Annotated in this window: 20 protein-coding genes and 1 pseudogene; 8 read left to right on the top strand and 13 right to left on the bottom strand. The window is 60.3% G+C overall.

What is annotated here, in order from left to right:
• Positions 1-195: 195 nt before the first annotated feature.
• Positions 196-1,107 carry an NAD-dependent epimerase/dehydratase family protein gene (locus E6C55_RS12125; protein WP_136370060.1) on the top strand — a complete coding sequence of 304 codons (912 nt, stop codon included), beginning with the start codon at positions 196-198 and terminating at the stop codon, positions 1,105-1,107.
• Positions 1,108-1,241: 134 nt separating this feature from the next.
• On the opposite strand, the gene E6C55_RS12130 is transcribed toward E6C55_RS12125, so the two are convergent.
• The 4 genes from E6C55_RS12130 to E6C55_RS12145 form a co-directional block, all read right to left on the bottom strand.
• Positions 1,242-1,703: a hypothetical protein gene (locus E6C55_RS12130; RefSeq protein ID WP_136370061.1), complete on the bottom strand. Its 462-nt coding sequence runs from the start codon at positions 1,701-1,703 to the stop codon at positions 1,242-1,244.
• Positions 1,704-1,865: 162 nt separating this feature from the next.
• Positions 1,866-3,017, bottom strand: coding sequence for a Ger(x)C family spore germination protein (locus tag E6C55_RS12135; RefSeq protein WP_136370062.1), 1,152 nt, complete (start codon positions 3,015-3,017; stop codon positions 1,866-1,868).
• On the bottom strand, positions 3,014-4,495 hold the full coding sequence (locus tag E6C55_RS12140) for a spore germination protein (RefSeq protein ID WP_136370063.1): 1,482 nt from the start codon (positions 4,493-4,495) through the stop codon (positions 3,014-3,016). Before E6C55_RS12140 ends, E6C55_RS12135 begins: the two co-directional genes overlap by 4 nt.
• Positions 4,492-5,586 carry an endospore germination permease gene (locus E6C55_RS12145; RefSeq protein ID WP_136370064.1) on the bottom strand — a complete coding sequence of 365 codons (1,095 nt, stop codon included), beginning with the start codon at positions 5,584-5,586 and terminating at the stop codon, positions 4,492-4,494. The genes E6C55_RS12140 and E6C55_RS12145 overlap by 4 nt, the downstream gene beginning before the upstream one ends.
• Positions 5,587-5,830: 244 nt before the next feature.
• On the opposite strand from E6C55_RS12145, the gene greA reads away from it, so the two are divergent.
• Entirely contained in the window at positions 5,831-6,298 is a 468-nt protein-coding gene (gene greA / locus E6C55_RS12150; protein WP_136370065.1) for a transcription elongation factor GreA, read from the top strand.
• Positions 6,299-6,417: 119 nt separating this feature from the next.
• On the opposite strand, the pseudogene E6C55_RS12155 reads toward greA, so the two are convergent.
• Positions 6,418-7,339: pseudogene (locus tag E6C55_RS12155) on the bottom strand (alpha/beta hydrolase).
• 164 nt (positions 7,340-7,503) lie between these two features.
• On the opposite strand from E6C55_RS12155, the gene E6C55_RS12160 reads away from it, so the two are divergent.
• Positions 7,504-8,061, top strand: coding sequence for a TetR/AcrR family transcriptional regulator C-terminal domain-containing protein (locus tag E6C55_RS12160; protein WP_136370066.1), 558 nt, complete (start codon positions 7,504-7,506; stop codon positions 8,059-8,061).
• Positions 8,062-8,158: 97 nt separating this feature from the next.
• Here E6C55_RS12160 and E6C55_RS12165 read toward each other — a convergent pair whose 3' ends face one another.
• On the bottom strand, positions 8,159-9,208 hold the full coding sequence (locus E6C55_RS12165; protein WP_136370067.1) for an MBL fold metallo-hydrolase: 1,050 nt from the start codon (positions 9,206-9,208) through the stop codon (positions 8,159-8,161).
• 232 nt (positions 9,209-9,440) lie between these two features.
• Between E6C55_RS12165 and E6C55_RS12170 the strand changes: the two genes are divergently transcribed.
• A complete protein-coding gene (locus E6C55_RS12170; protein WP_136370068.1) occupies positions 9,441-12,794 on the top strand; it encodes a DEAD/DEAH box helicase in 3,354 nt (1,117 codons plus the stop codon).
• Between the two features lie 107 nt (positions 12,795-12,901).
• On the opposite strand, the gene E6C55_RS12175 is transcribed toward E6C55_RS12170, so the two are convergent.
• The gene (locus tag E6C55_RS12175; protein WP_136370069.1) at positions 12,902-14,431 is read right to left on the bottom strand and encodes an outer membrane protein assembly factor BamB family protein; all 1,530 of its coding nucleotides are present in this window, start codon (positions 14,429-14,431) and stop codon (positions 12,902-12,904) included.
• A 234-nt stretch (positions 14,432-14,665) separates the two neighbouring features.
• Here E6C55_RS12175 and E6C55_RS12180 point away from each other — a divergent pair, with 234 nt between their 5' ends.
• Together E6C55_RS12180 and dapA are read left to right on the top strand one after the other, a co-directional pair.
• The gene (locus E6C55_RS12180; protein WP_136370070.1) at positions 14,666-15,424 is read left to right on the top strand and encodes an alpha/beta fold hydrolase; all 759 of its coding nucleotides are present in this window, start codon (positions 14,666-14,668) and stop codon (positions 15,422-15,424) included.
• Positions 15,425-15,554: 130 nt separating this feature from the next.
• Positions 15,555-16,454: a 4-hydroxy-tetrahydrodipicolinate synthase gene (gene dapA, locus E6C55_RS12185; RefSeq protein WP_330999623.1), complete on the top strand. Its 900-nt coding sequence runs from the start codon at positions 15,555-15,557 to the stop codon at positions 16,452-16,454.
• Positions 16,455-16,585: 131 nt separating this feature from the next.
• Here the strand turns inward: dapA and E6C55_RS12190 are convergent, their stop codons facing one another.
• From E6C55_RS12190 to E6C55_RS12210, 5 genes are all read right to left on the bottom strand, one after another.
• Positions 16,586-17,056 carry a glutathione peroxidase gene (locus E6C55_RS12190; protein ID WP_136370071.1) on the bottom strand — a complete coding sequence of 157 codons (471 nt, stop codon included), beginning with the start codon at positions 17,054-17,056 and terminating at the stop codon, positions 16,586-16,588.
• 342 nt (positions 17,057-17,398) lie between these two features.
• Positions 17,399-18,331: a manganese-dependent inorganic pyrophosphatase gene (locus tag E6C55_RS12195; RefSeq protein WP_136370072.1), complete on the bottom strand. Its 933-nt coding sequence runs from the start codon at positions 18,329-18,331 to the stop codon at positions 17,399-17,401.
• Between the two features lie 163 nt (positions 18,332-18,494).
• Positions 18,495-18,722: a hypothetical protein gene (locus tag E6C55_RS12200; protein WP_136370073.1), complete on the bottom strand. Its 228-nt coding sequence runs from the start codon at positions 18,720-18,722 to the stop codon at positions 18,495-18,497.
• Between the two features lie 52 nt (positions 18,723-18,774).
• Entirely contained in the window at positions 18,775-19,413 is a 639-nt protein-coding gene (locus E6C55_RS12205) for an AAA family ATPase (protein WP_230986662.1), read from the bottom strand.
• Positions 19,410-20,657: a D-alanyl-D-alanine carboxypeptidase family protein gene (locus tag E6C55_RS12210; RefSeq protein WP_230986663.1), complete on the bottom strand. Its 1,248-nt coding sequence runs from the start codon at positions 20,655-20,657 to the stop codon at positions 19,410-19,412. The genes E6C55_RS12205 and E6C55_RS12210 overlap by 4 nt, the downstream gene beginning before the upstream one ends.
• Positions 20,658-20,812: 155 nt before the next feature.
• On the opposite strand from E6C55_RS12210, the gene E6C55_RS12215 reads away from it, so the two are divergent.
• Positions 20,813-21,076: a hypothetical protein gene (locus E6C55_RS12215; RefSeq protein WP_136370075.1), complete on the top strand. Its 264-nt coding sequence runs from the start codon at positions 20,813-20,815 to the stop codon at positions 21,074-21,076.
• Positions 21,077-21,151: 75 nt separating this feature from the next.
• Positions 21,152-21,454: a hypothetical protein gene (locus tag E6C55_RS12220; RefSeq protein ID WP_136370076.1), complete on the top strand. Its 303-nt coding sequence runs from the start codon at positions 21,152-21,154 to the stop codon at positions 21,452-21,454.
• A gap of 11 nt (positions 21,455-21,465) precedes the next feature.
• Here the strand turns inward: E6C55_RS12220 and E6C55_RS12225 are convergent, their stop codons facing one another.
• Positions 21,466-22,218 (bottom strand): polysaccharide deacetylase family protein, encoded by a 753-nt coding sequence (locus E6C55_RS12225; protein WP_136370136.1) that lies wholly within the window; start codon positions 22,216-22,218, stop codon positions 21,466-21,468.
• Positions 22,219-22,233 lie beyond the last annotated feature (15 nt).

Consider the following 22,233-nt stretch of genomic DNA (forward strand, 5'->3'; position numbering starts at 1 on the left):
GAGATCACACGTCCTCCAATCGTCCTCGCAGCGCAACGAAATCCGGAAAATCCGGGCATCTCGCCTTCAGCGTCTCGTGCCCCCTCCCTCCTCCGAATTGTGCTTCCGCCGCAGAGGCGCCTGTACAAGCCGATTCGCCTTGAAGAGCGTACGATACACGACAGGCTCGGATTCGCGAATGCGGGAGGGATCGTCGTGAGAGCGTTCATTACAGGAGGGGCGGGCTTCATCGGTTCCCATCTGACCGATTATTTGATCCGCAACGGGGCGGAAGTTCATGTGCTCGACAATCTCGTCTCGGGGTTGGAGCGCAATGTCAACCGGGAGGCCAAGCTGCATATCGGCGACATTCGCGCGGACGAGAGCGCGGAGCTGCTGCTTCGCTGCGCGCCGGACTGCGTCTTCCACCTGGCTGCCCAGATCGGCGTCGGGCCCTCCCTCCTGTCCCCTTCCGCGGACGCCGACACCAATGTCGTCGGAACGCTCAGGCTTCTCGAAGCGTGCCGCAGCGCCGGAGCGGGCAAGCTCGTCTTCTCTTCGTCGTCGGCCGTCTACGGCGATCTGCCGCACGAACGAATCTCGGAGGAATCGCCGCCCGCTCCGCTCTCCTTCTACGGACTGTCCAAGGACACGGCAGAGCGCTACATCCGACTCTACTCGCGGCTGACCGGGCTGAATTACACGATCCTGCGCTACGGCAACGTGTACGGTCCCCGGCAGCGTGCCGTCGGCGAAGGCGGCGTGGTGGCGATTTTCCTCGATCGGCTGCAGCGCGATCTGCCGCTTGTCGTTCACGGCGACGGCGAGCAGACGCGGGACTTCGTCTACGTCCGCGACGTCGTCCGGGCTAACGCTGCGGCCGTGCGTCTGGGAGACAAACAAATAATCAACATCGGCACAGGGAGGAAAACATCGATTCGGCAGCTCGCCGCCCTGCTCTCGGCTGTTCACGGTTCGCCGGCGGCCATAGAGCGGACGGAGAGTCGCAGCGGAGACATTCGGAACAGTTGCCTGAACCCTGCCAAGGCCGCTCGGCTCCTCGGCTGGGAAGCCGAGTTTGCTCTGGCTCGGGGATTGGCAGAAACGCATCGGGCTTTGCTTAATTGACGTAATATTATTTATGTAAACTTTATGTCATTAATTATTATCATTAATTATTATCGTCAGCGGCAGTCCGGGCTGTGCCGTACAGCAGGACTGCCGCTGTTTGATTGATACAAGCTTCCCTTTCCTGGAGCCGATTACGTTGTCGCCCCTGCAGTTGCGTAGCCGTTAAAGACGACCGGTCCTCTGAGCGTCGCTCCTCCCTCCGATGCCTCAATAAACATCGAATAGCGAATCTGCCCGGCCAGTACATCGGCTTCCGGCGGGAAGTCGCCCGCATTGACGCTGATCGGCGAGAACGCGCCAACGCCGTTCGTCGACAGCACTTCGGACAGGATAACGACTCCGGTTCCTGCCGTACCGTTGGAATTGCGTTCCACCGTGATCGTAATATCGATAAAGATGCCCGAGTCGACCATCTCGATACCGACCGTGCCGCTCAAGGCCGCCCGTACGTTGGCCGCATTGCCTGTCGGAATGGCGCCGATCACCTGCAGCCCCAAATCCCCGATGAAGAGGGGAGTCGTCGTCAAGGCATCGGCTCCCGCGCTGTTGCTCCGATGAATGGACAATCTTCCGTCCAGAAATTGAATCGACATCGTGTAATCACCTCCCATCGCTGAATAACAGCATATTCGTACAAGTCGCAGCTTGTACCGTGGAAAGTGTCACTTTGTCAAGCACATCGTTAGCCGCCGAACAACTCGCCCTGCGCGCTCGCCCGAACCGCGCTTCCGCATCTGCGATTCGGACGAGATCGGCTATTGCACCCGCCCCTTCAGCTTGCCGATATTGCGAATATGGACCGTAACGTTGACATTCCGAAGCGACTCCTTTGTTAAGATAAACCCTTTTTTGTCCGACAGGCTCTTGAACACACGAGGATGCGTGCGATACAGCGTCTGGCGCAGGCCGAACGGGTCGCACCCTTGCTCCGCTCCCTTGCGGAACGTCATCTCGATCTCTTCCTTTATGACCTTCGCCGTCTCCCGTTCAATGTCGGCCACGGAGCGGTTCTCGAAGATCTCGTAGATGAAGCCCGCCGCCTTCACGCGAATATCGAAGCGCACGTCGCCTCCCTCGAGAACGGGAGTCGCCTTATATTCCGGACGCATGACGTTGACGACCGCAAGCGGCTTCCCTGCCGCGGGCACCCGAAGCGGGATGCCCTCCAGCCCCTTCTCCTTCCATCTCATCCCCACGGCGTCGACATCGGGAAGCCAGGCGGTCATCTTCCCCTTCCGGAAGAAGTAAGACCCCGACACGCGGAACATCTTCTTGGGCTTCTCGTCTTCGGTCCAGCTCTTCTGCTCCAGCTCCACCGAGGGCATCCATGCCGCGTCTCCGGGCTCGCTGACGAGCGAGACGAACCGGTTGCCGGTCATCGGGAGCGTAAAGAACCGTTCCGAGACGGCCTGGGAGCCGTTGTAGGCCAGCGTGTCCAATGGCGACAGATCCAGGAGCGACGGCTCCGACAGAATGTCGTCCAGGTTCTCCTTCGTCCCGAAGAGGTAGATGTTATACCGGATCTCGCGATTCCGGTTGATCGAATTGGCCGGCTGGGAGCTGCTCTCGCGCAGAATCCGATCCGTCAGGAAGATGACCTTCACATGGCCCCAGAACATCCGGAGCTGCGACGTCTCGGAGACGGACGTGAACGCCCGTGACAGCGTATCCCCTTCTCCGTGTCCGACCCAGATCGGAATTTTCCTGCCAACATTCGGATTCTCCGTCTTGGCAACGCTGTTGAAGTTGAGAATCTGCAGGTACACCTTGTATTTGTTGTCCGCGTAATCCAGACCGATCGCCGTGACGTAAGCCATGTTCTGCACATCGTGCGAATTCGAGCACCCCGGCAGCAGCACGAGCGCCGCAAGAAGGGCGAGCGCGCCGAATCTCCTTCGCAGCTTCATTCCCCTTCCGCTCCTTGCCGGTCCTTGTCGATCGGATGGAGCACCGTCGGCCTGTTCTTCATCCAAGCCCACGGCAGCTTCAAGTTCGCCTGAACAATATCCTTGACCGAGAGCGGCGAGGTAGGCGACAGATAGGAGACGCCGAACGACTTCTGGGTCGCCAGATAGGCGGTCAACAGCACGATGCCCAGAATGACGCCGTACATGCCGGCGAATGAAGCGAGCGCGAACATGAAGAGGCGCAGGATGCTGACAATCGTGCTGAGCGACTGGTTGACGAGCGTAATGCTGCAGACGGCCGTGATCGCCCCGACCACGACGACGGACGGCGAGACGAGTCCGGCGCGGATCGCGGAATCGCCGATGATAAGCCCGCCGATGGAGGTCAGCGTCTGTCCGATCGCGGAAGGAAGCCGGATGCCCGCCTCCCGGAAGATCTCGATGAGCATGATCAGAATGAACATCTCCATCTGGGCGGACAAGGGCAAGCCGAGCCTTGCGACGGAGATCGTCGCCATAAGCCGGAACGGAATCTGATCCTGATGGAACGCCATCAGGGCAACCCAGATTGCCGGGAGGAAGATCGACAGGAATAAGCTGAAAATACGGATGATGCGGGCGAACGAGACATAGGCGTAATTAAAGTGGATGTCCTCGGGAGACTTCATGATGAACGCCAGGCCAGCCGGCCCGATCAGCACCATGGGATTGCCGTCCACGATAAGCACGAAGCGGCCGGCGAGCAGGCTTGACACCGCCATGTCCGGGCGGCCGCTGAAGGCGAGCAGCGGCATCAGCTTAAAGCTGGAGCCGACCAGCCGCTCCTCGATCTGCCCGATGGAATAAAGGCCGTCCACCTCGAAGCTCTCAAGCCTTCGCCGCACTTCCTGCCGTATCTGCGGATTCAGAATGTCATGGAAGTAGAGCAGCGCCACCTTCGTTCGTGTCCTCGCTCCGATCACGTACTTCTCGACGCGAAGCGACTCGCTGCGGATTCGCTTGCGGATCAAGGCGATGTTGACGGAGAGGTCCTCGATGAAGCAATCCTTCGGTCCCTTGATGGAGATCTCGGTGCTCGATTCGAACGGATTCCGCGACGGCCGCTGCGGATATTCCAGCAGGCAGAACGTTCCCTCGCTGCGGAAGAACAGCAGCAAGGCCCCTTCGAAGATCGCTTCGCACAATTGCTCCTTGGACAGCTCGGAGTGTTCGCCCATCACGGGCAGCACGCCCGCCAGCGCCTTGCCGACATCCGCGAACGAGCCCGCGCTGTCGTACTGGCGGCGAAGCTCGGGAATGACGACTTCGCTGATCAGGCGGCTGTCGCACAATCCGTCCGCATAGAGGAGAAGCGCCCGGTTGTCTCCGTTGTCTCCGAAGGAGCAGCTCTGGAACACGACATCGGCGCTTCCGGAGAACAGTTCGCCGAGCTCCTCCTCGGTCCAGCTCCGCTTCGCGCAAGATTCGCCTCTGCTCATAAACTCTTCCCCCTCCTCGACGGCCTCCGGATCGCGGCCACGGCCATCCATACGAACGACAGCAGGAACAGCACCGTGAACGAGATCGGCATGTAATAGTCGTACATCCACAGGTAGAAGTCGTATTCGTTGATCGGCGACCGGATGACGACAATGTAGCTCAGCATAATGCCGACGATCGTCCAGCCCCGCGCGCGGGCGCTCTTGAGCGGCAGCAGATCGACGAGCAGGAACAGCGCCAGGCTGACGCGTACGCCAGCTCCCGACAGCCATTGGAAGATGGACAGGAAGTCCAAGTGCTCGATGTATTGCCCGATGCGAAGCAGCCTCCATTGCTCGTAAGGAGATTCCATCTGGAGCGCGGCTTCCTTCGGGCCGAATTCGGCGATGCCGCCGATGATCGGTCCCAGCATAATTCCTACCAGGAACAAGCCGAACGCAAGCATCTGCCATACCTTCACCTTGGCCGAGATATGGTGCTGGAGCAGAACGAAGAGCAGCAGCTCCACGAAGCCCGCCTCGGCGTAGACGACTCCATCCCATACCGGCTGCCAGCCGTTCTCGAGAATAGGCAGCAGGAGCTTGTAGTCCTTCTGCGACGTGTTGCCGATGCCGACAAGCATCCCGAGCGCAATGACAACGGGCAGCAGGATGCCGGACGTGATGGCGATGATCCGCAGGCCCCAGATCGCGAGCAATGCCGTCAGTGTCACCAGGCAGAGGACAAGCAGCAGTTCCGGACTGTCCGGCATATAATTCGTCACGTGCCAGCTCGCCGTATGAACGATTGTCATGCCCGCGATCAGGTACAATTGCGCGCAGACGGGAGCGACCAGCAGCCAGGAGACGGCCGGCATCGTGGCGGAACGCAGCCATTGCCTCCACGGCTTCATGCCGGACATCCGCATAATGGCAACGACCATCAGACTCCATACGAGGAAGAGAACGCCTGCGACAGACACGGTGATCCACGAATCGCGTCCGGAGGAATCGAGAATCATCGGGTTGACGATCACATGATCCGACAAGCCGTTCATGAGCGCCATCATCGTGCAAGCCTGCAGGAACGTGATCTTCCGCTCTTCCGACATCTTCCCGGCGGCCTCCCTCCTAATCGCGACCGAACGGCCGGCAAGCTTGACGAGTTTTCACATGCCTATTGTCGTCGTCGCCATTTTTTTCTATTCACGGTTCCCCCTTCCGCCTGAAGTCCGGCGCGACATCCTGCGAAGCGAAATTGACAAAACGATTCCGGAAGCGATATTATTAAATCTTACGGTATGGCTGAACGGATGCTTATCGAAGGCGTATAGCGATAGTGAAGGAGAGGTTCTCATGTCCAACGACGAAGTCATGCTGACCCCGGAAGGCAAGCTGATGCTCGAGCAGGAGCTGGAAGAGCTCAAGACGGTTAAGCGGAAGGAACTGGCCGCCCGGATCAAGATGGCGATCAGCTACGGAGATCTGAAGGAGAACAGCGAGTATCACTCGGCGAAGGAAGATCAAGCGTTCATGGAGACGCGTATCCTGACGATCGAAGGCATGCTCCGCAAGGCTCGCATCGTCCAGTCGAAGAGCGACAACAAGATCCAGGTCGGAACGACGGTCGTGCTGCTCGACGTGGAGATGAACGAGAATGTCGAATACAAGGTCGTCGGAGCCGCGGAAGCGGACGTGCTGGCGAACAAGATCTCGTACGAGAGCCCGATGGGCGTCGCGCTGATCGGCAAGACCTCCGGCGACAAGGTCGTCGTGAACGCTCCGATGGGCGATATCGAATACAAGGTGCTGGAGATCAAGTGATTCCAATCCATCACCTGGGGAATAGGATTTCAAATCAGAAGAACCGTCCGGGCCAGCTTTAATCTCCCCGGACGGTTCTTTTGTTTGGGCAACGAGCCGATTTTTACAGATTTTCTTTTCTACAGATTTTCTTTATAGAAGGCATTAAGCTTCTCAACGGCTTGTCCAACGGGCTCCGGCTGGTCGTACAGATCGTAGTGGCTTACATTCTCAAGAACGAACAAGTCCTTCTTCGCGGATGCCGCTCTGCGGTACAATTCATGACCATCCTTGTACGAACCGAATGCCCCTTGCTTGTCGCCTACAATGATCTGCAGCGGTTGAGTCAGCAGCTCTTCCGCCAGATGGAAAGCATCAAACCCCAATACCGAATCCAAACTTGTAAACTTCAATTTATTGGGAGAGTTCGAGCTCTGCCCTCTCGGCGTGGTGTAATAATCGACGGCTTCCACAATATCGATATCCGTTATTCCCGCCTTCTCTCTCTCCGCTTGACTGCAAGGAATCCAATTGACCATCATCGGCTCCGCTCCGCGGGCTTCCGCCGTTCGCTGTTGGCCGATGGCCTCCAGGGCCCTGATCGGATCGGCGCTCTCGCGCTGCACACGTCCTATATTGGCTCCGACAACCGTTCCCACCGCCCGAATTCGGCGCTCTGTCATGGCGGCATTTACAGCATAACCGCCCCCGGCACATACGCCCAATACCCCGATGCGGTTCTCATCCACAAAGTCCAGGGCAGTCAGATAATCGACGGCACAACGGATATCTTCAACGCGTGCAGCCGGCGCTTCCGCATATCGAGGTTCGCCTTCGCTCTCGCCTTGGTAAGACGCATCAAATACAATCGTCACATAGCCAAGCTCGGCAAGCTTCTCGGCATAAATGCCGGCGGTTTGTTCTTTGCAACTGCTGCCAGGATGAACGCACACGATGGCCGGATTATGCTTTTCATTTTCCGCATTTCGGGGCACATTTTAGAATACCTGCAACCATAAGCTCATGCGCCTTGAATTTGACTTCTTTTTTATTCACTGACATAAAGAGCCTCCTGTTATTTCATGATTATACTCTTGAGAGTTTTATTACTCTCGTGTATATTTACGTTATAAGATTGCTTATCTGACTTCAAGGGACAGATTTTGATTTCCATGTAGTACTATACATTTGTTGAAGTTTGGGTAGTAACAGAAAGGGATTGTACCATGAGCAACCAAACGGACCGCAGAATTGTAAAATCGCAGAACGCCATCAAGTCGGCTTTTCTGCTTATGTTGCTTGAGGATGGATTCGACAAAATCACCGTAAAATCCATTACGGAGAGAGCCGACATCAGCCGCAAAACCTTTTATCTGCATTATGTCGACAAATACGATTTGCTGGATTCCATCGTGAATAAGCAATTGGAGGAATTGGGCGTCATATGCGAACAGAAAAAAGAGAAGGGCTTTATTGAAGGCACCGTGATCTGGTTCCATTATTTCGCGGAGCATCAAGCTTTCTTTGCAGCTTTGTTCGGAAGTGACAGCACGGTTTCTTTTCGCAAGCAGCTTCTGCAATTCATCATGCACCAACTCAGCCTCAAGCTTCATCGAATCCGTCCGGAAAAGGATGCCGAAGTTATTTTGAAATTTTTGGGCATGGCGGTTTTGGGCATTGTGGAATCCTTTGTCTTGCGTCAATTAACCGCCGGCACGGAAGATATAGCAAGGCAAGTAGGGGAATTGCTGGAGCAAAATATCGCCAATGCCTCTGTGGAATAATGCCTCCGTGGAATAATAGATGACCCCTCGCGGGGTCTTCGTCTTTAACCGGATTGACGGGATACCTCCGTCCGTGCCAAGCTGCGCTCGGCGCAAGTCAGCCGAACTGAACAACGTTGCCGTTATTAAGGGGCCGGTTCGTCTGGCTCTTCCACCACGGCGAATCCGGATGAGGCTCTTCCGCTCCCCGCCCCAGGTAGACCACTTCCCCGATTCGCGGGATACGGATCGTCACTCCCCGCTTCTCCGCTTCGGCGGATACCCGCGCGGCAGGGTCGTTCCAGGCATGAAGCGCCAAGGTGAAGCCTCCCCAGTGAACGGGCAGAAGCTCCTCCCCCTTCACGTCCAGGAATGCCTGAACGGTCTCCTCGGGAAGCATATGAACGCCATGCCAGCGCTCGTCGTACTGCCCGCATTCCATAATAGCCAGGTCGAACGGGCCGTGCTGCTCGCCGATTCTCTTGAAGTGCGGGCCGTAGCCGCCGTCTCCGCTGTAGAAGAGACTTCTGCTCTCCGTCTTGATGATCCACGAGCACCAGAGCGTGGAGTCCCGATCGAACAGGCCGCGCCCCGAGAAGTGTCTCGCCGGCGCGCAGGCGAATCGGATGCCCTTCGCCTCGCGTTCGTCGCCCCAGTCCATCTCGATGACGGCATCCGCAGCCGCCCCTCTCTTCCTCAGCCGCTTGCCGACGCCGAGCGGAACGAGGAACAGGTCCGTCTTCGGGATCAGCTTCCGTATGGAGCCCGAGTCCAGATGGTCGTAATGGTCGTGGGAGAGGACAACAATGTCGACGCGCGGCAGCTCGTCGATGGAGATCGGAAGCCCGACGCTATAGCGCCGGTTGCGCCCGAACGGAATCGGCGACGGGCTGCGGCCGAGCATCGGGTCGATCAGGATCGTCTTGCCGTCCAGTTGCAGCAGGCCGGCTGAATGGCCGAACCATACGACCTTGTCTTGCCCGTCCCGCAGCGCTTCCTGCCCGAGCGGAACAACGGGAAGCGGCCGTGCCGGCTTCCGGAGGGTTCGTGAGGACATCATCTCCCGCAGCAGCGAGAAGACGTCTCTGGCGGTTAATTTATTCATCGCCGGAATCTCGTTCAGGAACTTGCCGTTCTTGGCCCGGCGGGATCGGTTCCACTCGCTCATCGTCGATCTCTCCTCCGCTCTCGTTATTAACCGATAATACAAATGGTTGATAGCGTTAGTCTAATCCTCCCGGAGAACCGATGTCAAACCCGCCCCGGGCTTGCCTGTCCGCAAGGGGGCTGCGAGGGTACCAAGGGCAAGAAAAAGAAAAGAAAATATGCTAGGATAGGGATAACGACAAACAGCGAACATTCATTCGGGTGGGCGTGCGGGAAGGAATGGGGAACGTATCATGGCATTGACGAGCCGGGAAGTGAAGCAGTTGTGCGGCCGCTTCTCCTATGAACGGGGGCAAGCCGCCCTGCAGGGCGGACAGGTGATCTTGCATCGGGTGGAGCAGCCGGACGTCGGCGACGAGACCAAGCTTGCCTACAGCGCGACGGTCCAATCGAGCCAGCGTTACGATGTCGTTGTCGAGCTGTCCGGGCAAGGCCGCGTTCCCGATGTGAACGCAAGCTGCACATGCCCCTCGCTCGCCTCCTATTCCCAGCTCTGCTCGCATATCGCCGCCGTTCTTCTGGCGATTGTCGAGCTGACCAAGTCGGGGACGGTTCCGCAGCCGCAGGAAGAGAAGAACGCCGCCTCCGCAGCCGTCCCCCGCCCGGCCCAGGGGAAACCGCTCGACGAGAAGCTGCTGAGTCTCTTCCTGCCCGAAGCGCCGACGCTCGGCGCTCGGGCGGCCTCCTACGGCGAGGAACGCCCCCTGCTCGAGATCGAGTACGTCTGCCGGCCGCTTCCGTATGGCATTCCCGAGCCGGAATGGCTGATCGGCGTGGAACTGAACGTCGGCAGCGGGAAGCGCCATCCCGTTGCCGACATCCGCGAGTTCCTGAAGCGCTGCGAGCGCGGGGAACGGTATGCCTTCGCGCGGGGAGCCGAGTTCGACCCGGCTCGCCATGCGCTGTCTCCGCGCGACGACGAGATCGTGCGCCTGCTCGCCCGGATCTCCTCCCATGAACGAACGGCGCTGGCCGCCGCTCCGGTCATCCAGACTCGCGTGAAGTCCGGCAGCAGCGAGCGCACGCTGCCGATCCCTCCCGTCTATTGGGAGTCGCTGCAGCCGCTGCTGGCCGCCGCCGAGCATGCCCGCCTGGCGACCGAGCATTCCGGGGAAGGCAAGCTCGCCGTCTCGGACCGCCCCGTCCCGCTGCGCTTCGAGCTCGGCGAAGCGGAGGACGGCGAGTATGCGCTGCGGGCTGCCGGTCTCGACCGCCTGCTCGTGCTCAAGGCGTACGGCCTCGCCATCGCGGACGGGGAGCTGTGCCGGATTCCCGCTGCCGAATGCCGGCAGCTTGCCGAACTGAAGAAGCTGCTCGGCGACGAGCACGGCAGCGGCAGCGCCGGCAGCGGCGAACGGCTGCCGATCTCCGCCGCCCGCATCGGCGCCTTCGTCGAGCACGCCGCGCCCGGATTGATGCGCCTCGGAACGGTCGTCATCGATCCGGTTCTCTCCGAGAAGCTGACGCGACGACCGCTGCGGGCGAAGCTGTTCCTCGACCGCGTGCGGGACCGCCTGCTGGCCGGCCTCGAATTCCATTACGGCGATATCGTCGTCCACCCGCTGGAAGCGGACGAACGTCGGCATCGTTCCGATCGCATCCTGATCCGGGAGGGCGAGAAGGAGCAGGCGATTCTTCGCATCATGAACGCCGGCGGCTTCTACAAGACCGAAGGCGGTTATGTCATGGCGGACGAGGACGCGGAATACGAGTTCCTGTACCATAAGCTTCCGGAGCTGGAGAAGCTGGCGCAAGTGTACGCGACGACCGCCGTGAAGCTGCGCCTTCATTCCGGCCCTTCCCCCGTCGTCGTGACCGTCCAGACGGAGGAACGGATGGATTGGCTCGAATTCCGCTTCGACCTGGACGGCATTCGCGACTCGGAGCTGAAGGAGATCGTGAAGGCGCTCCAGGAGAAGCGCAAGTATTACCGGCTGCCCGAAGGGACGCTGCTCTCGCTCGAGAGCCCTTCCTTCTTGGAGGTCATGCGGCTGCTCGACGAGGCGGCCATCCGGAAGAACGAATGGTACAATTCGCGTGCGCGCGTCCCTCTCTCCCGCGCCCTGCTGCTCACAGGCGCGCTCGACCGGGAGAAGAGCGACGCCGTCCGCTTCGCCAAGTCCGTGCGCAAGCTGCTCGAGAACATGAGGAACCCCGACCACCTCGACCACGAGGTGCCGGAGTCCCTCTCCCCGATTCTGCGGGATTACCAGAAGTATGGCTACCAGTGGATGAAGACGCTCGCCCATTACCGCTTCGGAGGCATTCTGGCCGACGAGATGGGGCTCGGCAAGACGCTCCAGAGCATCGCGTATCTCGTCTCGGAGCTGCCCGGCATCCGCGCATCCGCGCAGCCCGCCCTGATCGTCTGCCCGGCCTCCCTCGTCTACAACTGGCTCAGCGAGCTGCGCCGCTTCGCGCCGGAGGTTCGCGCCGCGGTCGTCGACGGCGCCGAAGCGGATCGCACGGCCGTCTGGCGCAGCGTAGAGCGCAGAGCGGCTGCCGAAGCGGCGCCCGACGTGCTGATCACGTCCTACCCGCTGCTGCGCAAGGACATCCGCCGCCTTCGCCCGCTTGCGTTCCACACGCTGCTCCTCGACGAGGCGCAGAACGTCAAGAACGAAGCGACGCAGACCGCGAAGGCGGTCAAGAGCCTCGCGGCGCCGCGAAGGTTCGCCCTTACCGGAACGCCGATCGAGAATCGTCTCGCCGAGCTGTGGTCGATCTGCGATGCGGTGTTCCCCGAGCTGTTCGGCGACAAGAACCGGTTCTTCGAGCTCCCGCCGGGCGAGGTGTCGCGGCGAATCCGTCCCTTCCTGCTGCGCCGGCGGAAGAACGATGTCCTGCGCGACCTGCCGGACAAGCTCGAGAGCGATCGCCTGTCCGAGCTGCTGCCGGAGCAGAAGAAGCTGTATGTCGCCTATCTTGCGGAGCTTCGCGCCGAAGCGGTCAAGCATCTGAAGGACAAGGATCACCGACCGAATCGGATTCGAATTCTGGCGGGCCTGACCCGCTTGCGCCAGCTCATCTGCCACCCGGCGCTGTTCGTCGAAGGCTACAAGGGCGGCTCCGCCAAGCTTGAGCAATTGCTTGAGCTTATCGACGAGGGACTTGCCTCCGGCCGCCGGATTCTCGTGTTCTCGCAATTCACGACGATGCTCGACTTGATCGGGAAGGAGCTCGTCTACCGCGGCCTCCCCTACTTCCGGCTGGACGGCGAGACGCCGCCCGCGGATCGCGTCGAGATGAGCGAACGGTTCAATGCCGGCGAGCTCAGCCTGTTCCTCGTCTCCTTGAAGGCCGGAGGAACCGGCCTCAACCTGACGGGCGCCGACACCGTCATCCTGTACGACCTCTGGTGGAACCCGGCCGTCGAGGCGCAAGCGGCGGACCGCGCCCACCGGATCGGCCAGCGGAAGGTCGTTCAGGTAATCCGAATGGTCGCCAGGGGCACGATCGAGGAACGAATGACCGAGCTTCAGCGGCGCAAGCTGGACCTGATCGACGAGGTGCTCGAGCCGGGCGCGGGCGAATCGCTCGCCGCCTTGACCGAGGAGGAGCTGCAAGAGCTGCTGCGGCACGACTGACGCCGGCGGAGGCGGGACACGGCAAGGCTAACGCCCGGCCGGGGCTGCGGCTTCAACCGCCGGCGTTCCGCTCCCGCTGCTCGGCTCTCCGCTGACCCGCTCTCCCGTTATTCCAGCTTCAAGCCGAAGATCTTCCCCCCGCGAGAAGCGACGACCGCATAATCGTCGAACACGGCGGGCGACGCTTCGACGTTCGCACCGAGGCTTGCCTTGCCCTTCACCTGACCGGTCATGGCGGATACGACGAACACATTGCCCGCGGAATCCGCCTGAAGCAGGCTCGCATTCCCCTTGCTATCGTACACATCGACCGGCGACGACCAGGCGTACCTTTGCATTTTCCACGACCAGAGCTCGTCCCCTGTCTTCTTGTCCAGCGCAACCATCAGACCCGCGCCGAAGCTCCCGTACCTCGCCAGCGTGAAGACGACCCGATCCGCGATCGCCTGCTTCCCGAGCACCGGCGTCGCCAGCAGCCCCCCGTTCACCGGATGATCCCCAAGCTGCGTGTAGCAAGCGTACTGCTTCTTCCACACGACGTCCCCCGTCAAGCCGTTGATCTTGCGAAGCACCGCGTAGCCCTTGCTCCCCTGCTTGTCGACCTCCGTTCCCGTGTACAGATACGGCACGCCGTTCTCCGTCTCGATCACGATCGTCGCATCGGTATCGTCGACGGACGGAAGCGACCAGATCGGCGTGTTCGTCATCAGATTGATCGCCTGCAGGCTGCCGCCGTTGTCGGCGAAGTAGGCGTAATGCCCGTACACCGCGACCGAGTTCTCGATGCCTTGATACGAGTTGCCCGCGATCGAATAGCGGTACTTGCTCACCTCCGGCTTGATCGTCAGCGTCTTCTTCGCCGCATCGAACGCCGTGTTCAGCTTCACGTTGTAGAACATGCCGTTCTCGCCGCCTACGAGCAGCGTATCGTCGAAGCGGTTAAACAGCGCCGAGCTGTCGAAGGCCCCCCAGCCCCGCTTCGCGAACGAATCGATCCCCTTCATATAGTAAAGCCGCTTCTGGTCGATCAGGCTGTACAGCCCGAACCCGATCGTCCCCTTCTCGGGAATGCCCTCGCCCACATAGAGCAGCGGATAGCCCCGGGAATCGACCGAGACGCTCCCCTTGATCGGGTTGCCGATCTTCAGCGGCTCCCTCGTCTTCTCGCCCGTCTTAAGCTCCAGGAAGTACACGTACCCGTCGAGCGACGCGTAGATAACCTCAGTGAAGTCCTTCAGCTTCTTGAACTTATCTTGCACATTCATCGCTTGCAGCACATCCGGCTCCCAGCGCACGATGGCCGGTTGACCGGTCCACCCCGCGCCCCCTCCCCAGGAGCTCGTCTTCGTCGTCAAGCTCCATGCCTTGAGCGGTGTGAACGTCTTCATCTCTACGGTTCCATAAGCGGGAGCGCTGCGCTCGGCCGAGCCGCGGAAGGTAAGCACGCCGTCCACTTCCGTATAGACACTCGGGAACGCCTGCGGCTGCGGGATGGAGCTCCAGCGGTATTGAATCCGGGAGGTCGCCGCATTCGCAGCATTCGCCGCACTCGCCGTGTGCCCCGAGGCATTGCCGATGAGCTCGCTAATTGCGAAGAGAATAATTAATGCAGTTAAATAAGGGCGCAATCGAATCATGAACGACACTCACCTGCTCGGCTGAAGTCGGAGCGAGAATCGGAGTTGGAGCGGCTCCGCTTGTTCGATTGTACATGCCGCCTGTCGAGAAGCTTGTCAAACGCTCGGAGCGGATCTCGGGAGAGTTTGTCGAAGGTCGTCCATCCGCAGCGAACCCGCGCCGTTCGTCGGTATGACGCGATTCTTGCGGGCATAGAGTACCCATAGAACAGCGGAAAAGGAGTGATTCCCGCGATGCATCCTCCCTATCGTTCCGTTCAGTCGCTCACGTTCGTTCTTATCCACGGTGCCTGGGCCGACACCTCGTTCTGGGACGGCGTCTCCGCAGAGCTGCGCCAGATGAGGCACACCGTCCATGCGCCACCTTATGCCGGCCACGACTCGGACCCGAATCGGCAAGCGACCCACGACATGATCGTGAAGTCCGTCGTCCGTTACATCCTCGAGCAGCGGCTAAGCGACATCGTCCTCGTCGGCCACAGCTTCGGGGGCACGATCATTCAGAAAGTCGCCGAGCAGCTTCCGGAGCGAATCAGGCGGCTCGTGTTCCTGAACGCGTTCGTGCTGCCCGACGGACAGAGCGTTGCCGAACAGCTTCCTCCCGCGGCCCAGGCTGCCTTCGCGAAGCTTAGAGCCGCTTCCCCCGACGATACGATCGCGCTTCCCTACCCGTTGTTCCGCGAGTCGTTCGCCAATCTGGGCAGCAAGGATCAGGTCGATTGGCTGTATTCGCTGACGCCTCCCGAGCCCGCCGGCCCTCTGTACGAGAAGCTGGACCTGAAGAAGTTCTACTCGCTCCCGACGCCGCGCAGCTACGTCTATCTGACGGAGGACAACGTGTTCCCGCAGACGGACGAATACAGCTTCCACCCCGCGATGTCCGCGCGGCTCGGCCTGTATCGGCTCATCAAGGGCTCGGGCGATCATATGGTGACGCCTCGTTACGAGCCGGGGTACGTCGCGCGGCTGCTTTACATGGGGGCGCGGGACTGAGAGGCTGGGATGGGAAGCGGGCATCGGTTCCGTCGATGGCCCCATCGAGAAGATTCGACCCATGCACACTTGGAAAATGATACGCTAAAGGAGGGAAACGAAACCACGTGGATGGAAGGATGATGGCAAGATGAGCAACCTGCTGAACGAACGGCCGCTTGGCGGTCTTTACGTTCCGGTCGTCGCTCCGTTCGGACCGGACGGCGAACTGGACATCGCCTCTTATCGCCGTTACATCGGACGGCTCGCGGAAGAGGGCATTCAAGGACTTGTGGTGAACGGCACGACCGGCGAGTCGCCTACCGTCTCCTGGGAGGAGGTGCGCCTGCTCATCGAGGCGACGCGGGAGATTGTCGGCGAGCGCGAGCTGCCGATTCTTGTCGGCACGGGGACGAACGACACGCGCGCCACCGTCCGCCGGACGGAGGAGGCGATGCGCTTCGGGGCGGACGGCGCGCTTGTCGTCGTTCCCTATTACAGCCGCCCTTCTCAGGAGGGCATCGTCGAGCACTTCCGCCAAGCGGCCGCGACCGGGCTGCCTGTCGTCGCGTACGAGATTCCCGCGCGAACCGGCGTGCGGCTGACGCCGGAAGCCGCCCTCGCGATTCTGTCGATGGACGGGGTCATCGGCATGAAGGACAGCTCGGGCGATCTAACGCTGCTCCGCGAATTGCTTCGGCGAGGGAACCGCAAGCCGGTCCTGTGCGGGGAAGACGCCCTCCTCCCGGAGATGCTGCTCGCAGGCGCGGCGGGCGGTTTTCTCGCTTCGGCGAACGCGCACACCGCCCGGTTCCTCGACGTGCTGCGCCTGTTCCGGGAAGGCCGCGCTGCGGAGGGCGCCGCCCGGTTCGAGGAGCTGCAGGCCTGCATCCGGCTCCTCTTCCGCGAACCGAATCCGGCGCCGCTCAAGTGGCTGCTCGCCCGCAGCGGAGCGATCTCCTGCGAGCGAACGCGGCTGCCTCTCGTCGGCATCACGGACAGCCTCAAGCGTGAGCTGGAGCCGTATATCCCGGCGGCTTCACTCGCTTGATGGCAACTCGACTCGCTTGTCTCTTTTCCGACAGCCCAATCCGGAAGCCCAACGAACCGCAAAAAAGCCCCCGTGAGGGGGCAAATTCGCGACGCTTATGCGTATGCGCAAACCACATCTAACGCCGCTTGTTACAGCAGCGCGGCCAGCTTCTCTTCGAACTCGGCCGGCGCCACCATCGGATCGATGCGCTCGACGACATTGCCCTCGCGATCGACGATAAACTTCGTGAAGTTCCACTTGATGTCGAATTGATCGGCAGGCCCGCGGCTCGTCAAGTACTTGAACAGCGGATGCGCGTCGTCGCCGATGACCTCGAGCTTCTCGAAGAGCGGGAACGTAACGCCGTAGTTGAGCGTGCAGAACGCTTCGATCTTCTCGTTGCTCTCGGGCTCCTGCTCCTTGAACTGATTGCTCGGGAAGCCGAGGATAACAAGCCCGCGGTCCTTGTACGTCTCGTACAGCGCCTGCAAGCCTTCGTATTGGGGAGTCAGCCCGCACTTGCTGGCGGTGTTCACGATAAGCAGCACCTTGCCGGCATACTGCTCGAGCGTCGTCTCCGTCCCTCGAATCGTCTTAACGGAATAATCGTAAACGGACATGTGGCCATACCTCCCTAGTATACGTTCCAGAATTACCGTTCGTAACAGCTAATCTTCTACCCCCGACTTCCCCGCAAAAAATGATGATAAGCGGAGGAGACTCGATACGCGGGTGGAGCGACTGGGATACCCCACCCCAGTATGTATCGCAGCTCTGCCCTGTGTGGGGGCCCTGCCCTTTTCGCAAGTGGGTGCCTTATCCCCTCGAATCAGTATCCTAATTATTGGAAAATCCAGGGCGAAGCCTGAACGGCAGGGATAAGGCCCCCTTTTTGAAATACCGGATGGCACTTGCGACCAAGCACCCAATACAGGAATAAATTCAATTATTTTCTAATAACCTTATTGCTTGCCGAACGTGTCCGTCAGAATCGGAACGATCTGCGACTTGCGGGACACGACTCCCTTCAGAATCGCCCTATTGGCGTCAAGCTTGACACCGTAAGCTTGCTCCACGACAGCGGCGGACTTGCCGAGCGCGATGCCGACGGAATCGTTGTTCAGGATGTCCGTGACGACGAACAGGAACAGGTCCAGGCCCTTCGCGGCGATAATGCCGTTCAGCTTGTCCTCCAGCTCGGCTTGGCGGCCCAGAACGTCGTTCACGTCGACCGCGTTCACCTGCGCGATCTCGACCTTGGCGCTGCCCATCGAGAATTCCTTCGCATCGAGGGAGACGAGCTCGTCGATCGACTTGTCGGCCAGATTCGCGCCGGCCTTCAGCATGTCGAGGCCGTATGCGTCCGCGTCGACGCCGGCGATCACAGCCAGCTCGCGCGCGGCGGCAACGTCTTCCGGCGTGCAGGTCGGCGACTTGAACAGCAGGGAATCCGAGATGATGGCGGAGAGCATGAGGCCCGCGATGTCCTTGGAGATCTCGACGCCGTTCTCCTTGTACAGCTTCTTCAGAATCGTCGCCGTGCAGCCGACCGGCTCCGCGCGGTAGTACAGCGGCCCGCTCGTCTCGAAGTTCGCGATGCGGTGATGGTCGATTACTTCGACAACGCGAACTTGATCGATGTCGCTGACGCTCTGTTGGCGTTCGTTATGGTCGACGAGAATAACTTCCTTGACTTCGTTCGCTACCGTCTCGACAAGGCGAGGAGCAGCCGCTTGGAACGTGTCAAGCGCGAACTGCGTCTCGGCGCCGACGTTGCCCAGGCGAACGGCTTCGACGTCCTGGCCGAGCTTCGTCTTCAGATCGGCATACGCGATGGCAGAGCAGATGGTGTCCGTGTCAGGATTCTTATGTCCGAAGATCAATGCTTTTCCCATATTCATGCTCCTTATTTATCAGATGGCGATAAAATTATACCCTAGCAAAAGGAAAACAAGCAAGCTTGCCCCCGCGTTCATCCGAAGTGTCCGAACGGCAAAACGGCGACGCCAAGGATTGTCTCCCCGACGCCGCCTTCGCCTTCGCCTTCGCCTTCAATCGCTAGGACAAGACCAGCTTGCTCTCCGATGCCGACTTGATCTCCGCGACAGCCTCGTCCAGCCTCGATACCGGGGCCACCGAGCAGCGCTTGCACACCTTGATCGACTTGCCGTCCGACTTCGTGCGCGGATAGAGCAGCTTGATGCGGGTCGCCTTGCACACCGGGCATGTCCCCCGCCCGTGAGAGGGCACATTCCAGATCGCCCTGCCGCGCTTCGACTTCGCCATGAGCTCACCTTCTCATTCGATAGGATGAGTCCATTGTAGCGCTCCTTCGGCGTCACATGCTGTCGGTCTGCGGAGGCGAACCGTGTCTATTCCCCACAAATTCCAGGAGCCGGCTCAGCCGCTCCCCGTCAAGCTCATCTGCGTTGTCCCAATACAGCACGGAATCGTCCGGCAGCTTCCACTTGATCTGCCGAACGGCGAGCGAACGGCTGAAGCTGTCCCAATTCCTCAGCTTCCACTCGTCCGCCGCCAGCCCCCGGCCTTCGATCCGGCGCCGATACAGCTCCAGGTCGTGCAAGATGACATAGATCGCCTTGACCTCGACCTCGCTCCTCCGTTCCCCGAGGCGGCTCAGCTCGGCTTCCAGCCACTCTGCGCTCTCGGTCTCCTTCGTGAACGGGCCGACGACGATCGCATCGAGGCCGAGCTCAAGCTGATCGAGCGCCGCGTTCATCGTCATCCGGTAGCCCAAGTCCCGGCACAGCTTCTTGTATTCGTCGGAGTCCCGGTCCTCGGGATCGAGCCCCGCCAGCGTCATAATCCGCTCCGACGCCGGCCTTGCGAACATATCCATATCGAGCAGCGCCGCCCTTAGCCGCTTCGCCAGCTCCTTCGCGATCGTCGTCTTCCCCGCTCCGGCCGGGCCGACGACAAAGATCAGTCGTCCTCTCAATCCCTTTAATCCCTTCAATCCCATCGATCCTCCCGATATCCGCCGTACCCGCCGCTCTGACGGCGGCGTCTGACTCTGCGCTTGCGTATCCAGCCCGCCGTCATAAGAAGGCCGACGGAAGCCGCCACGAGGCCGGATACCTCGCCGCCCCTCCCGCTCTCCTTCATGCTGGCCGTCGCCTCCGCTTCTCCCGCGGGCACCGCGACCTGCTCCGGATCGGCCTTCTCCGAGCGGCTCGCCTCAACCAGGCGGCCGGCCACCTGCCCGCCGTACGGCGATTCGATCAGCACTTCGCCGCTTGCGTTCACTTCGAAGGCGGGGTCCGACCCGCTGGGCACAAGCGCGGCAACCGCCCGCTCCGCCTTCCACTCGACGATCGCTTCGTCGTCTTCGCGCACGAACGTCTCCCCCGTCTGGAGGAATGTCTTGGAATAGAACGCCCCGAAGCCGTAATCGAGCAGCTTCGTCGTATCCGCGTAGGCTTGCTTGCTGCCCGAAGCTTTGAGCACGACGGCGATCAGATCGACGCCGTCTCTTGTCGCCGACGTCACGAGCGTATTGCCCGCGGCGGTCGTATAGCCGTTCTTCACTCCGGTCGCCCCTTCGTAATCCCAGAGCATCCGGTTGTGGTTGATCAGCTCGGTCTGCCACTCCTCGCCGTTCCACGGCAGCGTCTGCGTCGAGACGACCTTGCGGAACGTCTCATTGCCCATCGCGTAGCGGGCGATCAGCGCCATATCCTCGGCGGTCGTCACCATATTCGGATCGGGCAAGCCGGACGGGTTCGTGAACGTCGTATGCCGCACGCCGACCTGCTCCCGCACGAACCGGTTCATTCGCTCGGCGAACGCGTCCTTGCTGCCGTCCAGATGCTCCGCGATGGCCGTTGCGGCATCGTTGCCGGAGTTGACCATCAGGCCGTAAACGAGCTTCTCGAGCGTCACCTGCTCCCCTTCGGCCAGGTACACGCGCGTCCCCTCCTCATAACGAGCCTCCTTGGAGACGGTAACGATGTCGGTTAACGTTCCTTCCTCGATCGCGATGATTGCGGTTACAATTTTGGCAATGCTTGCCGGGAACATCGAGACTTCGGGGTTCTTCCCGTACAGGACAACGCCCGAGTCGGCATCGATCAGAATCGCAGACTCCGAGTCGATCGGCAGCGCAGTAAGCTCCGCTTCTTCGGCGAAGCCGGTCGGAACCCGGATAAGAGCCAAGCCAATTCCCAATGAGAGTATACAGAGCATTCCGCGACGTGCCATGGTCCACCGCCTATGTGATTGATCGGTTGGGAAGATTGTTGTATTGTTGTTCGGAATGGTTTTATAGCGTCTTATTTCGTATTATAGTATAAAAGGTCGGGGTACGAACGAAAATGACCTATAAAAAATGATAGAAAGCGCGGGAACTCGATCTTATGCAACCATTCTTGAACCGTTGGCAAGTCCGCAGAGAACAGGGCAAGCAGAAATTCGTCCTTCGGTACGGCTTCCTGGCGATCGGCGTATCGGCCGTCGTCCTCTTCTCGATCTTCGATGTCGTCTTCAACGGCAACATCTCCTTCACTTATCTGCTCGGAAGGCTTGTCATGTTCCCTTCGGTAGGGGCCATCGTCGCCGGCCTGCTGTGGGAGCGGAACGAGAAGAAGTACGCGAAGCTGCTGACCGATTCGCAAAAATAACCGCCCGAGCTGTGGAGCTCGGGCGGCGGCTGCCGGCATTGGCGCAATTATTGAGGATGGAGAGGGGGCGGCGGCTTGGCATTCGGTATCAAACGTGCGGAATTGGCCGAATGGAAGAGACGGGTCGAAGACGGCGAGATCGCTTATTTGACTCACTTCTGGTTGGACCCTCGCTGGCCCGGCATTACGACCGTCACGAAGGTCGGCTGCTCCGATCGGAACCGCTTGGCGGAGTGGTGCATAGCCAACGGCTTGTCTCCTCGTTACATCCATGACCGCGACGAATACCCTCACTTCGATCTCATCGGTCCGAAGCAGCGGGAGATTCTTCTGCGGGCCGGACTGGAGGATCAGCTTGCCCGATTCCGCCTGCTCTGATTCCTCCTGCTCTAATGGGGATTCCCCAGCCGAACGGGGTTGGACTTGCCGTGTCTCATCAGCTCGGAGACCGTGACCATCCGATACCCCCTTCGGCTCAGCTCCGGCAGAATCTGCTCGAGCGCCTCGACCGTCTGCGTCGAGCCTTCCACGTGATCGTGCATGAGCACGATGTCTCCGTTCCGGGCGTTCGTCAGCACCTTGCGAACAATTCGGCCGACTCCCGGCGCAACCCAATCCCTCGTGTCCTGATGCCAGGACCAGAGGATTACCGTGTACCCTCTCTCCTTCGCCATTCGAATGACCGTCTCGTTGTAGAAGCCGCCCGGCGGCCGGAACCAGCGCGGCTGCTGGCCGGAGATCTCCGTCAGCTTCTCCCCCGTGCGATCCATCTCGCTCGCGATATCCTGCAGGCGATTGCGGCCGTTGAAGTACATGTGGGTGTACGTATGGTTCGCCACTTCATGGCCTTCCAGCGCTTCCCTCCTGACAATCTCGGGGAACCGCTCCGCCCTCCTGCCGACGACGAAGAAGGTGGCCTTCGCCTCGTACTTCGCCAGCAGATCGAGAATGCGTTCCGTCGTCTTCGGGTCCGGCCCGTCGTCGAACGTCAGGGCGATCAGCTTCTCATCCATCGGAACCTCCCAGACGATCTCGCCCCGGGATTCGTAGTGCTTCCTGGAATTTGTTTGCGGATACGGTGCGAAGCCGCTTGTCGCAAGCAGCGCGGACAGCGCCAGCAAGGCGATCCCTGTCGGTCTCATCACGTTCGTTCCCCC

This window comes from Cohnella fermenti (assembly GCF_004801405.1).
GTDB lineage: Bacteria > Bacillota > Bacilli > Paenibacillales > Paenibacillaceae > Cohnella > Cohnella fermenti.